Below are 15625 nucleotides of genomic sequence, written 5' to 3'. Positions count from 1 at the left end.
GGTGGGAAATGCGCTGAATCCGATTAATCTGGATGCAAGTGCATTCAGATTAATGCCCGTTCTGTTCCCAGGCAAATACCGGCTCCTGTAAGACTGGATGGGTGTCATCCCCAGCCGGCCGCCCATATAGCGGTCTTCCCGCCGGCGAACGCCTGGCCCGGCGTCGGCAGCAGCTGCTGGAAGTGGGCCTGGATATCCTCGGCGCCCCTGACGGGCCGGGTGACCTCACGCTGCGCACCGTCTGTCAGCGTTCCGGTCTGGCGCAACGCTATTTCTACGAAAGCTTCGCCGACAAGGACGAATTCGCCGTCGCGATCTTCGATTGGGCTGTGGAGGGACTCGCGTCCACCATCGAGGCTGAGGTTGCGGCGGCGCCGCCGCGCCAGCAGGTGAGGGCCGGTATCGGCAGCGTGGTACGCGTCATCAATGCCGATCGTCGCATCGGGCAGTTGCTCTATAGCCCGCGGCAGGTCAATCCGGTTCTGGTCCGCAAGAGGTTTGAGGCCACAGCGATGTTTGTGTCGCTGTTCGCCCAGCACTTACACGACTGGTTTCGCCGTGATGATGACGGCACTCTTCCGGTGCTGGCCCACTTCGTCGTGGGTGGCGTGGGACAGGCCGTCGCGGCATGGCTGAATGAGGACGTCTCGGCCACCGAGGAGACTCTCATCGATCAATTGGTCGACATGCTGCTGGCCCACGGGCCGCAGCGCTCCACGCAACGCTGAGGATCAGACGCCCGACGCGCCCCGAAACACCTGACCGACACGCGGAAAAACCCTTGAGAACATCACGTCGGGCAGCCAAGGATATGGGTGTGAATTACGGTGAGGTGCTTGAGAAGTTGGTCGCGTGGGCGATCGAGGTGGATGCCGTCCGGGCGGTCATTGTGACCGGGTCCGCGGCTAGCGGGGACGCCCAGCCCCTGTCGGATCGGGATATCGAGCTCTACGCGTCCGATCCCGATGACCTGGCGGACGAGGATGCATGGTGGGCATCGCTGGGCGAGGTTCTTGTGGTCGAGCGGCTGGAGGACGAAGACTCCGGGTATCCGACCCGCCTGATCTACTACGCCGGCGGCAAGCTCGACTTCACCCTGATTCCCGCCGAGGATCTCGCCGAGATGGAGCACGATCGGCCCTTCCGTGTGTTGGTCGACAAGGACGGCCATGCGCCCGACCCGGGCGCGGTGAGCGCGCCGGAGGGTGAGCTGCCCGACGAAGAGGAGTTCGAGGAAAGCCTGCACTGGGGCTACGCTGCGGCGCTGATGTGCGCGAAAGCGGTGGTACGCGAGGAGCTCTGGTCAGCGAAGCTGCGCGACCAGGATCTCAAGGACGAGCTGCTGCGCATCATCGAGTGGGACCACCGCGTGCGGTATGGCACCACCCATGACACTCGATACCTGGGCACCCGCATGAACAGCTGGATGGATGCCGATATCCGCGACGAGGTCGAGGGTTGTTGGGCGCATTTCGATGCCGAGGACACCGTCAACGCGCTGCGGCGCACGGTAGATCTGTTCGCGCGGCTATCGGAGCGTACCGGCGCCACCCTTGGGTTCGAACCGTTCCGCCACGAACGGCTGCGGCGTGAGATTGAGCAGATCCTGGCGCTGCGTACCTAGGAGGTTGCTAGCACCAGCACCCGCCGAGCACGGTGTTGGCATCGGTCTCTATGGACTGCTCTCCGATGATGGCACCCGTGTGCGGATCGAAATCCACGAGTGTGCTGAGGGGCTCATGGCGCAACCACACTGTCAGCGTCAAAGGTCTTTGTGCGCGGGCTGTTTCGTACGATACGAACTCGACATCGCCGGGCTTGCCGAGCGCCAGCGCATTGGTCACCGCCTGCCGGATGCGGTGTGCAGAAATCTCTTCTACCCGAAATGGCTTCCGCGCCCAGGCATACCCGGTCTGACGGCCGAAGCTCCGGAATTCTCCGCGCCGCTGATCGAGCTGATCGAGCTGCTGGGTGTCCCCGACTTGAGCCTCTATCGAAATGTGCGCCGGATAAATCATCACCCGGAACAATCCCCGCCCGGGGAGCTCGCGCCGCATGGTGGACAACTCCGCATCTAGCCGCGGGGCACCGTACAGCGGATCATGCTCATCGATCATTGCCCCCACCAGTGGCAACCGGCCCCAGTCGACCGGTGCGACGGCTGCCACCGCGGCGGCTGCCAGCACAAGAAGTGCGGTGCCGGCAATAACCACGCGCCGCCGGATAGCGCCAGGCCGTCTTTCGCTCATACCCGACATTGTCCACCGGAATGCCTTCCTCCCCCGCGACGCCGGGTGATGCACTCAAAGCTCGGAGCGTGGACCCTGCATGATGGATGCATGGAGTCGTCCCGCGTCGATCGGTGGCTGTGGGCAGTGCGGCTGACGAAGACCCGACCGGACGCCGCTGCGGCGTGCCGCGGTGGTCATGTCCGGATCAACGACCGACCGGCGAAGCCGTCCACGCCGGTGTCCCCCGGTGACGAGGTTCGCGCATTGGTGGGTGGCACGACGCGAATCGTGAAGGTGGTGAAGGTGATCCAGAAACGGGTTGGTGCCGCCGATGCCGTGACCTGCTACCTCGACCGAACACCCGCCCGGTCCGAGGTTCCTCAAGTTCTGGTGGCAGTGCGTGATCGCGGCGCGGGCCGGCCGACCAAACGGGATCGGCGAATGTTGGACAGGTGGCGTGCGGGCCGGGAATGAGCAGTCAGTAGACGTCGCGCACGTAGCGATGGCTCTTGATGAGGTCATTGACGTACGCGTGCGCTGCGGCGGCATCCATTCCGCCGCAGCGGGCCACGATCTCGTGCAGCGTCGCGTCGACGTCCTTGGCCATGTTCTCGGCATCGCCGCACACATACACGTATGCGCCGTCCTGCAGCCAGGCGAACAGCTCCGCCTCGTTCTCCAGCATGCGATGCTGGACATACTGTTTCGGTTCGCCGTCGGCGCCGTCGCGTGAGAATGCGAGGTCGAGCCGCGTCAATACACCCGAATCGACGAAGCCCTGAAGCTCGTCGCCGTAAAGGAAACTGGTGGCACGGCGTCGGTCCCCGAAGAACAGCCACGAACGCCCCGACGCGCCCGCGGCCTGACGCTCCTGGAGGAAGCCGCGGAACGGTGCGATCCCGGTTCCCGGCCCGATCATGATGATCGGCACGTCGGCCGCCGGCAGCCGGAAGGTGTGGTTGGGCCGCAGATGTACCCGCATTGTCGGCCCGCGGTCGGCGAGAAATGTCGATGCCACACCGCCATAGATGCGATCGTCATCGGCGTATCGGATGGTCGCCACGGTTAGGTGCACGGTGTCGGGGTGCACGGCGGGGCTCGATGCGATGGAGTAGTCACGGAACTGAAGCGGGCGCAGGTTGTCGACTAGCTCGTCAACGGTCAACTGCCCCAACTTGATCAGGTCGAGCACATCCTTGCCATATAACCAGGAACCCGGTGCGGGAATGGCGTCGCCACCGAGCGCGGCGACCGCCTCCGTGTTGTCCGTTCGGGTGGCGACCAATGCGCGGAGGGTTCGTGAGGGGGTGCGGATCTCGAAGTGATGGGACAGCAGTTCGGCGAGCGGTTCATCGTGACCAGACACCCGATGATCGGCCCCGATACCCAGCTCGGCGAGTATTGCCTCGACGAGCGCGGGATCGTTGGTGGCGTGTACGGCAATCGAATCGCCTGCCTCATAGGAGATTCCGGAGCCGGCGAGGTCCACCTCGTAATGGCGCACCTCTTTGCCGGATTCGCTGGTGGTGAGCAGACGGTTGACAAGCAGTCGTGCCTCGACGGGCTCGTTGCGATCACGCTTGGGTGGCGCGGGCGCCTCCGTCGCCACAGGCGTTGCGGTGGCATTGGTGACGCCGGCCGACAGACGCTTGACGAGATCGGTGGTCCACTCCTTCGACGGCTGGAGATAGGGCCCGTCGATATCGACGCGTTCGGTCAGCCGGGCTGCGCCCAGAGCCTCCAGGCGCTGGTCGAGGAGCAGGCCCGCGTTGCAGAAGAATTCGTAGCTACTGTCGCCGAGCGCGAGCACGGAGAAATTCAGATGTTCCAGCCGATCGGCGGCCTCGGCGCTGAGTGCCTCCCAGAACAGCAGCGCGTTATCGGGAAATTCACCGTCGCCGAATGTCGACACCACGACAATGAAGTGCGATGCCGTTTGCAGATCCGCGACATCGACCTGGTTGAGTTCGATCGCCTCCGACTTGATGCCGGTGGCCTCTTCCAGGGCTTCGGAGAACGACATGGCAGCGTCCTCGGCATTGCCCATATCTGTGCCGTAGCCGACGATCAACGAGAAGTCCGGCTGGGCGGTCACTGCACTCCCTCGCTCGCGAGCGCGGGGCTGGTCCCAGCGCTGGGTAAGGGCGACCTTACTTTGACGAGGGAAGCTGTGGGGATCTCCCCCCTCTTTTCCCTGCGTGGACCCGCTAACCCGCTAGCATCCGATCGCGGCCTGGCTCAATTTCTGGTGGCACTACGACGTGGTGGACGGCTACAAAGGTCCTCTGCTGCTTGGCTTCGTCGCCTTCGTGGTGACGTTCGTTGCGACACGCACCATCACGCGGCTCATCCGCGACGGGAAGGGGCCTTTTCACAACATTTCCGGTGGCGGTGTGCACATCCATCATTCGGTGCCGGGTGTGGTGTTGCTGATCGTCGGTGGTTTCACGGCGCTCGGGTCTCCGCCGCTGTCGGTGTGGACGTACGTGGCGGCCCTTGTGGTGGGGGCCGGCGCATCGTTGGTGCTCGACGAGTTCGCGATGATCTTCCACCTGGAGGACGTCTACTGGTCCAACGAGGGACAGTTATCGGTGGACATGGTCACGCTCGCCACCGCGTGTATCGGTCTGGCCGCGGTCGGTGTGTCGCCGCTGAATGTGGACGGCCTGGCAGGTGTCATCGCGATCGCTCGCGGGGCCGCGGTACTGACGCTGCTGATCCATCTTGCGCTGGTGGCTGTTACCGCGCTCAAGGGCAAGTACCCCACCGCGATGATCGGGATCTTCATCGCTCCCGTCGCCTGGTGGTCTGCGGTTCGTCTGGCCCGTCCGACATCCCCGTGGGCGCGGTGGCACTACTCGGCGGACAAACTTTCGCGAGCGCGGCAGCGTGCCGCGGCATTCGACCGCCGGTGGGGCCCCGTACGTCGGCGGTGGCTCGACGCGATTGGCGGCACGCCAACGCCCGAGCTTCCTCAGTCACCTACAGAGTCGCGGACCCGCTGAGCGATCTCGGCGAGTGTTGATTCCTTGTGCACCGGCTCTCCCCATTGCGGGTCGATCGTCAGCGGAACCCAGCTGGCGCACCCGCCATGTTCGTCACTGCGGAGAATTCGCACCGGCGTGACCAAGGGGTACGCCCGCACGACCAAGGCCGTGAGGCGGTGCTTGGGTCGAAAATCCACGCGGTCCGTGCGAATTGACTCCATTGTCCAGATATGTAGTGCAGCAATGTCTTCGAGCGCGTCTGGTCGGTTGACCTCGACCGCGGCGACGACCTCCGCGCCGGCCCGCACCACGACGTGTGTTTCGGTGCTGTCGGCGGCGGCGCGGGCTAGCACCTCGTGATGTTCTGGCCGCACTCGCTCGCGATGGCCGTGCACCGCCGTCGGGAAGAGCAGGAACCGGGAATCAGCGAGTCTGAAACGCTTCTCGTGGATTCCGCCCTTGCGCAGCAGAATCGTCTGGCGGCCATCGAGCATGCCGTGAATCGCGGCGCTCCACTCCTTCAGGGCGAGCTGGCTCGGGACCTCGGTCACATTGCGAGACTACGGCCGCGACGTCACCAACACCGGGCAGGTGGCCTTGTGTATCAGTGCATGGCTGGTGGATCCGAGGAAGAAGCCCGCGACATCACCGCGGCCGCGGCTTCCTGCGACAAGCAACTGTGCACCCTCGGCCGTCTTGAGTAAGACGTCGGCGGGATGTCCCACCGCGACAACGCGCCGGACCGGCACATCCGGGTATTTCTCCTGCCAGCCACGCAGCCGCTCGGCGAGGATTTGTTCCTGGCGCCGTTCCTCCGTGGCCGAATCCATCGAGCTCCACGCCGTATAGGCGTACACGTATCCCGGGGGAATGTTGTTCCAGACATGTACCGCCACCAGTTCGGCATCTCGCATGGCGGCCTCCTCGAAGGCCCAGGCGATCGCGCCGTCGCTCGAATCAGAGTCGGCCACGCCCACGACAACCGGCCCCGCCGGCCCTGCCGCTGTCCTGACGACAACAACCGGGCTATGTCCCTTTGCCGTCAGCGTCACCGACACCGAGCCGGCCATCATCCCGGTGAATCCGCCGAGTCCGCTCGAGCCGAGCACTGTTAGGACGGCAGTTCTGGACAGCTCGACGAGGATCGTGACGGGCTTGCCGGTCGCCTTGACCGTGGACACCTCAACCTTCGGGTGCAGCGCATAGACGTGGTCCTTGGCCTGGCTGAGGAACTCGGCGCCATCGGTGTCCAGGTGATCGAAGAAGCTCGCTGACGCTCCTAGGTTGTAGCCCTGACCGAAGCTGCTGTGGTCGATGGCATGGACCAGCGTCAGCGGCAGGTTTCGCCGCTCGGCCTCGGCACTCGCCCATGTGAGCGCGTGTAGAGCCGATGTCGATCCGTCGACACCCACCAGAATGTGCGGGCGGGGTGTGGTGGCCATGGCTCCTCCGATGCGGTAGGACGATTGCTTCCACCACCGACACTATGGACGGTCGGCCGTGGCTCCCAGGGGCCAAAATCCCCATTCACAGTGACTTTCGCCCGTACAACGTGTGCTGTATCACGTCATATGCGTGTCATTCGTGTTGGCAGAGCTCCCATTTGGAGCGCATGGGCGGTAGATAGCATGACTAAGGACTCTGACGATCCTGCTAGCGTTATGCGTAACGGAATCTCGCCCGCAGTCGATATGGACGTCGGGGGAACTGGCGGAAGGTAGACGAGAATGCCCTTGACGGCGAAGTTGATTGTTGGTTCTGGCGCGGTGGCATTGTCGCTGGTTGCGGGCGGTGGAATCGCTTCCGCCGACCCGGATGTGACGGCCATTGTCAACACCACGTGTAGCTACCCTCAGATCATGGCGGCGCTCAACGAGCAGTCCCCGGCGGCGGCACAGCAGGTGAACGCGAATCCGATCGCCGGCGCATGGCTGCAGCAGTTCGTGGCCTCACCGCGAGCGAAGCGGCAGCAGATGGTCAACGAGGTGCGCGGTATGCCGGCCGTTCAGGAGTACACCGTCCTGATCAACCAGGTCGCCAGCTCCTGCAATAACTACTGATCGGCGATTTCCCGGCCGCTACCTCATAATGGTGATGGGTGGCCGGTCCATTGATGCGTCGGCCGCTTGTTAAGGCTGGTGCTGCGGTGTGACGTATATCCCGCTGGCTATCAGACCTCATCGACTTAGGCTAGGCTTGGTTTAACTGACTCCAGGATGCCGGAACCGGCGTCTGTCGGGTCGTGACCATGCGGAGCGCTGGTCAGGGCGGGTTCGCTCAACGAACGAGAGACCCAACGTCACACGCTGGATACGCCGTGCGCGGCGCTGGGTGAGGAGAATCGGCTGAACGGGCTGTATGACCAGAGCCAGGAGAAAAATAGCTGCGGTGTCGGCTTCCTGACCCGCAAGGACGGCATCCAGACACACGATGTCGTGCGTATGCTCCACGAGGCACTCTGTGCCGTCCCGCACCGCGGTGGAATGTCCTCCGAGGGTGTCGGTGACGGAGCCGGTGTCAACATGGATCTGTCGTTGCGTTTCTTCTCCGAACTGACAAGCAATCCGGATCTGCAGCCGGGCCAATTCGGCGTGGGCAACTTCTTTCTCCCCAATGACCCGGCATTCCATACCGAGGCCGAAGCGGTCATCGAAAAGGCACTGCTCGCTCAGGGATTCACGATCCTGCTCAAACGTGATGTGCCGGTGAATAATGCGGCCGTCCGCCCGGCAGCCGTCGCCTATCAGCTGCCGATACGGCAGTGGGTTTTTCTCTCCGACTCCGAGCGCAACACTCATGAGGCGCTGATGGCGATCGAAGCCATCGGCTACACGCGCCCGGAATTGCTAGGGCTGTACCCACTCTCGCTGAGCACGCAGACCCAGGTACTCAAGGGGCGCCTCAACTCGAATGAGGTGGTGCCGTATTTCAGTGATCTGTCCGATCCGCGCATGGAAGTGCACTCGATGTTCTTCCACACGCGATTCTCGACAAACACGGCACCGAATGCCACCATGGCTCAGCCATTCCGGTTGATGGCGCATAACGGTGAGCTCAACACCGACAAGAAGAATCGCCTGTCCGAGAACGCGATGGCGCGTGCTCGTAATCGAGCGATCATTCGCCCGGTGGGCCAATCGGACAGCTGCCGGCTGGACCAGACCCTGCAGAGCCGTGTGCTCGAGGATGACCTCGACCTCGTGACCGCCGTCGTCGCGATGATGCCGCCGGCGTGGGAGAACGACACAACTCTCTCGCCCGGGGTGACAGCCATGCTGGAGTACTTCAGCCTCTACGAGGAAAAGAACGACGGCCCGGCCGCGCTGATCTTCGGAGACGGCACCATTATCGGTGCGCGCCTGGACCGGTTGGGCCTTCGGCCGCTGCGTACGGTCGAGACGGCCGAGTATCTGGGGGTGATGTCGGAGGCCGGGCAGATCTACTTCGACCCGGACACGGTGCTTGAGCGCGGTCGTATCGAGGCCGGCGGCATGCTCTACTACGACCACGCCGAGCGTCGGTCTTACGGCACCATTGAAGCGCTGGAAAAGCTTGCTGCGCGCCATGATTATCCCACGATGCTGGCGCAGGCCCGCGTCAACATCGCGGATCTGCCCCATGTGCCCCCGCTGGGTCAGGGTTCGCCGGCACGGTACGACGGCGACCTCGACCGTCACCAGCGGTACGTGGCGTACTCGCTCAACCAGGAAAGCTTCAAGTTCCTGATGGATCCGATGCTGGCCACCGGTCAGGAGAAGATCTCCGCGATGGGGTACGGCGCAGCCATCAACGCGCTCTCCAATCAGGAGGGCGGCGTTGCGAAGTACTTCTCGCAGCGATTCGCTCAGGTGACCAACCCGCCGCTGGATTCCATCCGCGAGGCGGACGGAATGACCTTGCGTGTGGCGCTCGGCGCGAAACCCAACAGCGGGGCACAATCCGCGCCGCAGATCGTGGTCCCGTCCCCCATTCTGACCCATCTCGACATGCTCAAGATCCGTGAGCAACGGGGCACCCCGGTGCGGCGTTTCGGGATGCGCTACCGGGTAGAGCTGCACGACCCTGAGTCGAACGCCCAACGGATCGTGCAGGCGATCGATGAATTATGTGATGCGGTAGAGGAATTCGCTCGGGAGACCGGCGGTATCGCGGTGATCACCGATCGTCATGTCTCCAGTGACCGCGCCGCGATGCCTCTCATCATCGTGATCTCCGCCATCAATCAGCGACTGATCGAGGAAGGTCTACGGCTGCGCGTTTCGCTGATCGCCGAGAGCGGGCAACTGTGCTCCTCGCACCACGTGGCCGCCGTGCTGGGCTTCGGCGCTTCGGCGGTATATCCACTCGCGGTGCAGATGCGGGCCGAGGAAAAGTACGGCCCCGACGTAGACGACGCGGTGAAGGCATTCAAGCATTTCGCCAAGGCAGCCGAGAAATCGCTGATGAAGACGATGGGCCGGGTCGGTCTCTGTACCGTCGAGAGCTACATCGGCGGCGAGTTCTTCGAACCGAATTACCTGGACACGTCGGACCCGGTGTTGCACAAGTACTTTCCCAATGTGACGTCACCGGTTGCCGGTGTCGGATTCTCGACGCTGGCGGCTGCCGTCGCCGACTGGCATGCGCGGGCACTGGCGGTTACCGGTGAGAAGGACGTTCCGCTCCTGGGGCTGTTCAAGGAGCGGGCCGAAGGAGCGGGCCACTCGTACGGGACAACTGCCGTGCGCGGGTTCGTGGACATGACCGAGGAAGAGATCTCGTTCGGGGACGACGCGCGCCCGGAGAACCCCGACATGGCCGACCCGACCTACTTGCGGCTGCTGCCATTGCACCAGCTCGAGGGTGCGTTCGGCCTTGACGACGGTGCATACCGCAACAACAGCTTTGACGAGCTGCCCGCACGTGCCGTCGACAGTTTCGACATCACACCCGGATACCGGCACTTCGTCCGGGCAATGAACACAGAACGAACCCGGCGCCCGGCCGCGCTTCGTGACGTGCTGGCCCTGCCCGCTGATGTCAACTTTGCGCGTACGGCCAACGAGTTCCGCAGGGAAATGGGGCAATTCGCGCGGTTTGGGAACAACGACTTTCAGGTGCGCGGCCTGTCCTGCCGGCACACGGACGGTGAGTTCGTGCTGCGGCTCTCGCACACCCACGAACGGCTGGCGGCGCTGGCGGCCTCGCTGCGCGTGCGGTTCGGTGGCGACATCACCGGCCAGGAGATCGTCGGGGACGAGCTGCGAGTGCGTGCGACAGGTCAGGCGGCGATCTACCTGACGAAGATCAGGACGGCGCCGGATTCGATTCCCTTGTCCTCGGTGCAGCCGGCCAGCGAGATCACGCCCACGCTGACGTCGGGAGCCATGAGCCACGGCGCATTGGTTGCTCCCGCGCATGAGGCGGTGGCACACGGCACCAACCTGGTTGGCGGCCTGTCGAACTGCGGCGAGGGCGGCGAGCACATCAGCCGTTACGGAACCATCCGTGGCTCTCGCATCAAGCAGTTCGCCTCGGGCCGCTTCGGGGTGTGGGCGGGTTACCTCGCCGACCCGATGCTGCGGGAGTTGGAGATCAAGATCGGTCAGGGCGCCAAACCCGGGGAGGGCGGGCAGCTCCCGGCGCCCAAGGTGACGGTGCAGATCGCGGCCGCCCGCGGCGGCACCCCTGGCGTTGAACTCGTCTCTCCCCCACCTCATCACGACACGTACTCGATCGAGGACCTTGCCCAGCTCATCCACGATTGCAAGGCCGCGCGTGTCCGGGTGATCGTGAAGCTGGTGTCCTCGGAGGGCATAGGCACGATCGCGGTGGGTGTCGCCAAGGCCGGCGCCGACGTCATCAACGTCGCCGGGAACACCGGCGGCACGGGTGCGGCGGCCGTAACGAGCCTCAAGTACGCGGGTCGGTCCGCCGAGATCGGTGTGGCAGAGGTGCATCAGGCGCTCTGCGCCAACGGAATCCGACAGAAAGTGGTGCTGCGCTGCTCGGGTGCGCACCAGACCGCCAGCGACGTCATCAAGTCGGCGCTGCTGGGCGCGGACAGCTTCGAGTTCGGAACCACTGCGCTGATGATGCTCAAGTGCGTCATGGCAAAGAACTGCAATATCAAGTGCCCCGCCGGCCTGACGACCAATGCCGAGGTGTTCGAAGGTGACCCGCGTGCACTCGCGCAGTATCTGCTGAACATCGCGCACGAGGTGCGGGAGATCCTGGCGGCGCTCGGCTTGCGGTCGCTGCGCGAAGCGCGTGGGCGCAGCGACCTGCTGCATCTGCTGGATCATCCCTCGAGCATCGGCACCCTTGATCTGCGCCGAATGCTTGCGGTGGTAGAGGAATTCGTGGTCGAGAATCCGGTGTACATGGAGAAGGATTACTCGGTGGATGACGCTTTCGCCGCCCAGCTCGATCTTGACGGCGCGGTACTGCCGCCCATGGAGTTGACCAACCAGAACAAGAGCGTCGGCGGGCAGCTCGCGATCGACATCGAGCGGATGCTCAACTACCAGGGGGCGCACGGATCGGCGGTCGCCGCGGACGAGCGCGGCCGCCGTTATCTGCTACCGGAGAGCATCACCATCACTACCACCGGTTCGGCCGGCCAGAGCTACGGCGTCTTCTGTAACGACGGCATGGTGCTGACGCATACGGGCACCTGTAACGACGGTGTCGGTAAGAGCGCTTGTGGCGGCACGATCACGGTGCGCTCACCCGGCGGCGGTTCGGATGCTCCCGGAGGCAATGTTCTCATCGGTAACTTCGCACTCTTCGGAGCCTCCGGCGGTCGACTCTTTGTCGAGGGCCAGGCCGGGGACCGCTTTGCCGTTCGGAATTCGGGTGCCACCGCAGTGGTCGAAGGCGTCGGCGAATTCCTTTGCGAATACATGACGAACGGCGCTGTTCTCAACATCGGTGGCTTCGGCAAGGGCGTCGCGAACGGGATGAGTGGCGGCTTCCTGTATCAGTACGACCCACAGGGCGAACTGCCGTCGAAGGTGAGCACCGACTCGGTGCTGGTGCTGCCGGTCACCGATGCGCCATTCCACGAGGCTGCCGCACGCATCCTGCTCGAGTGGCATGTATCGGCTACCGGATCGGCCAGAGGCCAAGCCTTGCTTGATGATTGGCAGACCACCCGCGAGCACCTGGTCTACACGATGTCGCGGGCTCTGCTGCAATACCAGGATTCCGACGCCATTCTGCACGGTAAGACACGCAAAGAGCTGCTGGACGAGCTCACCGCCGCCCTGGCCGGCTACCAGGTGCATAAGTTGAAGCGGTCTTACCGCGACCGGCGCGATGTCCTCGGCGGAACGGTGCCCGCCTATGGCGACACCGATACCGAGGGCATGTACGCGCTGCTCAACACCTACACGGTGCTGAACATGGCACAACAGCTCGCGTTATCGAGAATGCCGAACATCACGGCCGTGACGGATCCGCGGATCGACAAGGCGGTGCGCAATCTCGTGCTTACCGAGGACTTTTTCCTGATCCAAAAGCTCCAGAAATATGCACGGGAAGCAATCGACGGGTACAGCGACGAGGACCTGGCCGTGCTCATCGCGGACAAGCGCCTCACCGACTACAAGGACGCACTGAACCAGCGCAACGTCCTGTCGATGGACAGCCCCGGCACCTACGGCTGGATCCTTTTCCAGAGCGCCAAGAACCTGGACAAGATCGGCCGCCTGCCTTCCTTCGAAGAGCTGTTCGCGCATCAAGCGTTGCCCGTTGTCGCCCTCTCCGGACCGTCCCTCCAGACCACGTGAAGAAGCCATGAAGATCGCCTACATTCCCGAAGACGCCCCATTCAACGAGGACCAGCGCGCCTGGCTCTCGGGCTTCCTGGCGGGGCTGCATTCCCGTCTCGCCATGAACCTGTCAGCGCCGCCCCCGGTGGCCACCGCAGACCTGGCAGCTCCGCGCCCGCCGCTGCGGGTCTTGTACGGGACGCAGACCGGCAACGCCGAGGGCGTGGCGGGTGACATCGCGGCGGCCGCCAAGGCGCAGGGGTTTGACGTCACGGTCAGCGGACTCGACGAAATAGCACTCGACGAGTTCGCCGGGCTGAAGTACGTCCTCATCGTCACGTCCACCTACGGCGAGGGCGAGATGCCCGACAATGCCGAATTGTTCTGGGATGCACTGTCTTCGACACTGGCGCCGCGACTCGAGGGGGTGTCCTACGGAGTGCTCGCGCTCGGCGATACCGGCTATGACGGCTTCTGCCAGGCGGGCAAGCTCATCGACACCCGGCTCGAACAGCTCGGCGCAAGCCGGGTGGTGGGGCGCACCGACTGCGATATCGACTACGAGATGCAGGCCGCGGAATGGGTCCAGGGGGCCGTGGGGAGCCTGGCCACCTTGGCCGGCGCCAGCGGCGGTCCCGGTACTCCCCCGCCGAGCATCGCGGCGCGATCCGGGTGGACCCGCAAGAACCCGTTCTCGGCGGAGGTACGCGTCAACCGGCTGCTCTCAGGGGCGGGTTCGGACAAGGAGATTCGGCACTACGAGTTCGCTCTCGCCGACAGCGGAATCGCGTACGAGGCCGGCGATGCCCTGGCGGTCATCCCGGAGAACGACCCGGCACTCGTGGAGGCGATCGCCGATCACTTCCGTGTCTCGGTCGGCACGCTTGTCGATGGTGAGCCGTTGGGTGAGCTGCTGGGCACCCGGTACGAGATCAGCACCCCGTCCCGGGACCTGTTGAGCGAGGTCGAGAGCCGTGCGGAGAGCGAGGAGTTCTCACATGCATTGCGCGGCGGGGTGAAGGAGGTACTGGACGCCTGGCTGTACGGCAAGGACATCCTGGACATCCTTCGTATCGGCGGCGATGCGCTGAGCCTTGAGGAGTTCGTCGGACTCCTCAAGCCGCTGCCGCACCGCGCCTACTCGATTTCTTCCAGCGCGCTGGCTCATCCCGACCGTATCCATTTGACGGTGGCCAGCGTCCGCTACCAGAGCCTGGGCCGTGAGCGCGGCGGGGTGTGTTCCACCTTCCTGGCCGACCGCGGCAGCAGTGCCCGAATCTTCTTGCAGCCCAATAAGTCATTCCGGGTGCCCAGCGACGATGACGCTCCGATGATCATGGTCGGTCCCGGCACCGGCGTGGCGCCGTTCCGGGCGTTCCTGCAAGAACGTGAACACCGTGGTGCCCCTGGCCGTAACTGGCTGTTCTTCGGTGACCAGCACCGGGACCACGACTACATCTACGAGACCGAGCTCGACGGCTGGCATGCCTCCGGCCTCCTTAACCGCCTTGACCTCGCCTTCTCCCGCGACCAAACGCAGAAGGTCTATGTACAGACGCGGATGCGCGAGCATGGCCGGGATCTCTTCGCGTGGCTCCAAGACGGTGGGCACTTCTATGTCTGCGGCGATGCCACCCGCATGGCCAAGGATGTGGACAAGGCACTGCACGAGATCGTCGGCGAGCATGGCAACCTAAGCCCCGACGAGGCCTCCGAGTACGTCAACACCCTCAAGCGGGAAAAGCGGTACGTCCGCGATGTGTACTGACGGCAGGCGTTGCGAGCAGTGCCCCGCCCGGCGAATCATGGCGGGGCCCAGGGCAATCGCCGAAGCGCTCCCCGCTCTCGGCACGGTGGTCGCGGTCACCGCGAACGATGCCGCCCTGCTGAGCCACACCGGCGAGTACCTTGAACCCTCGTTTCCGGGCGATGCACTCAGCTGCGATGAGGAATACGTTGCACTCCGGCTGAATCCGGCCCTTGTCCGTGACGCGTTCCTGGCTCCGCGTGGGCTGACGATAGCCGGCGACACGGGTACCCACCGTGCGTATCTCACGCCGCTCTCGGACCGGCTGACAGTCAGTGCCCTCGAACTGGCGCCGGCGGCGGATCCGGAAGCGTTCTCCGTCACCGACTGGTCCGAGGTCAGCTGGCGTGACACCGATCAGCTGACCCATCTCGACGCGCTCACCCCCGGCCGGTACCAGGTGCTGCCCTTTACCGGCGCCCGCACGATCGATCCCGGGGTTATTCCCTATCTCCTGGCCCACCTCGTAGATGTGGACATGCCATTCACCGTTGCGGTTCCCGGTGGCGGCTGTGTCCAGCTGCACCGCGGCCACGCCGCGATGGTCGAGCAGGCTGGTGCGCACATCGCCGTCATCTTCGGTGCCTCGCGGTACGCCATGGATCCGGTATTCATCGCGGAAAGCTGGGTGACGCAGGCGTACGGCACCCAGGGGCCGACCTCCTCGGTGGAGCTGTACGACCAGAGCCATCGTTGTGTCACCGTCATTACGCAGACCGGACCGATCACGGACCGACTGCACCAGGCATGGGAGCACATGGTCGCCTCACTGCCTGACGGCCTGTGATCGGCGCCGGGCGGGTGTTTTGACGTTCTGCTCACAGCGGGCGGCCGGTGGCGTGTGAA

General features: G+C 64.3%; 12 protein-coding genes. 8 read left to right on the top strand and 4 right to left on the bottom strand.

Going from position 1 to position 15625, the window contains the following annotated elements; genetic code table 11:
* The first annotated feature begins 101 nt into the window (after window positions 1-101).
* Both AC5Y5C_RS10375 and AC5Y5C_RS10370 read left to right on the top strand, forming a co-directional pair.
* A complete protein-coding gene (locus AC5Y5C_RS10375; protein WP_499971514.1) occupies window positions 102-728 on the top strand; it encodes a TetR/AcrR family transcriptional regulator in 627 nt (208 codons plus the stop codon).
* A gap of 89 nt (window positions 729-817) precedes the next feature.
* Entirely contained in the window at window positions 818-1624 is an 807-nt protein-coding gene (locus tag AC5Y5C_RS10370; RefSeq protein WP_499971513.1) for an aminoglycoside 6-adenylyltransferase, read from the top strand.
* A gap of 7 nt (window positions 1625-1631) precedes the next feature.
* Here the strand turns inward: AC5Y5C_RS10370 and AC5Y5C_RS10365 are convergent, their stop codons facing one another.
* Window positions 1632-2249 (bottom strand): hypothetical protein, encoded by a 618-nt coding sequence (locus AC5Y5C_RS10365; protein WP_499971511.1) that lies wholly within the window; start codon window positions 2247-2249, stop codon window positions 1632-1634.
* Window positions 2250-2339: 90 nt separating this feature from the next.
* On the opposite strand from AC5Y5C_RS10365, the gene AC5Y5C_RS10360 reads away from it, so the two are divergent.
* Complete coding sequence (locus tag AC5Y5C_RS10360) at window positions 2340-2705, top strand: RNA-binding S4 domain-containing protein (protein WP_499971510.1); 366 nt, start codon at window positions 2340-2342, stop codon at window positions 2703-2705.
* 4 nt (window positions 2706-2709) lie between these two features.
* On the opposite strand, the gene AC5Y5C_RS10355 is transcribed toward AC5Y5C_RS10360, so the two are convergent.
* Complete coding sequence (locus AC5Y5C_RS10355; RefSeq protein WP_499971509.1) at window positions 2710-4326, bottom strand: diflavin oxidoreductase; 1617 nt, start codon at window positions 4324-4326, stop codon at window positions 2710-2712.
* A 130-nt stretch (window positions 4327-4456) separates the two neighbouring features.
* Here AC5Y5C_RS10355 and AC5Y5C_RS10350 point away from each other — a divergent pair, with 130 nt between their 5' ends.
* Window positions 4457-5236, top strand: a complete 780-nt coding sequence (locus tag AC5Y5C_RS10350) for a hypothetical protein (protein ID WP_499971880.1) — start codon at window positions 4457-4459, stop codon at window positions 5234-5236.
* Here the strand turns inward: AC5Y5C_RS10350 and AC5Y5C_RS10345 are convergent.
* Window positions 5206-5712 (bottom strand): DUF1802 family protein, encoded by a 507-nt coding sequence (locus tag AC5Y5C_RS10345; protein WP_499971878.1) that lies wholly within the window; start codon window positions 5710-5712, stop codon window positions 5206-5208. The genes AC5Y5C_RS10350 and AC5Y5C_RS10345 overlap by 31 nt on opposite strands.
* A gap of 66 nt (window positions 5713-5778) precedes the next feature.
* Window positions 5779-6660 carry a universal stress protein gene (locus AC5Y5C_RS10340; protein WP_499971508.1) on the bottom strand — a complete coding sequence of 294 codons (882 nt, stop codon included), beginning with the start codon at window positions 6658-6660 and terminating at the stop codon, window positions 5779-5781.
* Between the two features lie 285 nt (window positions 6661-6945).
* Between AC5Y5C_RS10340 and AC5Y5C_RS10335 the strand changes: the two genes are divergently transcribed.
* From AC5Y5C_RS10335 to AC5Y5C_RS10320, 4 genes are all read left to right on the top strand, one after another.
* Complete coding sequence (locus tag AC5Y5C_RS10335; RefSeq protein ID WP_499971506.1) at window positions 6946-7278, top strand: hemophore-related protein; 333 nt, start codon at window positions 6946-6948, stop codon at window positions 7276-7278.
* 285 nt (window positions 7279-7563) lie between these two features.
* A complete protein-coding gene (locus tag AC5Y5C_RS10330; RefSeq protein WP_499971875.1) occupies window positions 7564-12990 on the top strand; it encodes a glutamate synthase-related protein in 5427 nt (1808 codons plus the stop codon).
* 7 nt (window positions 12991-12997) lie between these two features.
* Window positions 12998-14740, top strand: a complete 1743-nt coding sequence (locus tag AC5Y5C_RS10325; protein WP_499971504.1) for a diflavin oxidoreductase — start codon at window positions 12998-13000, stop codon at window positions 14738-14740.
* A complete protein-coding gene (locus AC5Y5C_RS10320; RefSeq protein WP_499971503.1) occupies window positions 14730-15566 on the top strand; it encodes a ChuX/HutX family heme-like substrate-binding protein in 837 nt (278 codons plus the stop codon). The genes AC5Y5C_RS10325 and AC5Y5C_RS10320 overlap by 11 nt, the downstream gene beginning before the upstream one ends.
* Window positions 15567-15625: the final 59 nt, after the last annotated feature.

The sequence above is a fragment of the Mycobacterium sp. NGS15 genome (genome assembly GCF_059813245.1).
Note: the sequence above shows the minus strand (reverse complement) of the source record. Positions and strands in the feature narration are given on the sequence as shown.

What these genes read in the sequence shown, in the direction of transcription:
- AC5Y5C_RS10365 (WP_499971511.1), bottom strand. Translation starts at nt 2,249, where the DNA reads ATGAGCGAAAGACGGCCTGGCGCTATCCGGCGGCGCGTGGTTATTGCC.
- AC5Y5C_RS10360 (WP_499971510.1), top strand. Translation starts at nt 2,340, where the DNA reads ATGGAGTCGTCCCGCGTCGATCGGTGGCTGTGGGCAGTGCGGCTGACG.
- AC5Y5C_RS10345 (WP_499971878.1), bottom strand. Translation starts at nt 5,712, where the DNA reads ATGCTCGATGGCCGCCAGACGATTCTGCTGCGCAAGGGCGGAATCCAC.
- AC5Y5C_RS10340 (WP_499971508.1), bottom strand. Translation starts at nt 6,660, where the DNA reads ATGGCCACCACACCCCGCCCGCACATTCTGGTGGGTGTCGACGGATCG.
- AC5Y5C_RS10335 (WP_499971506.1), top strand. Translation starts at nt 6,946, where the DNA reads ATGCCCTTGACGGCGAAGTTGATTGTTGGTTCTGGCGCGGTGGCATTG.
- AC5Y5C_RS10325 (WP_499971504.1), top strand. Translation starts at nt 12,998, where the DNA reads ATGAAGATCGCCTACATTCCCGAAGACGCCCCATTCAACGAGGACCAG.
- AC5Y5C_RS10320 (WP_499971503.1), top strand. Translation starts at nt 14,730, where the DNA reads ATGTGTACTGACGGCAGGCGTTGCGAGCAGTGCCCCGCCCGGCGAATC.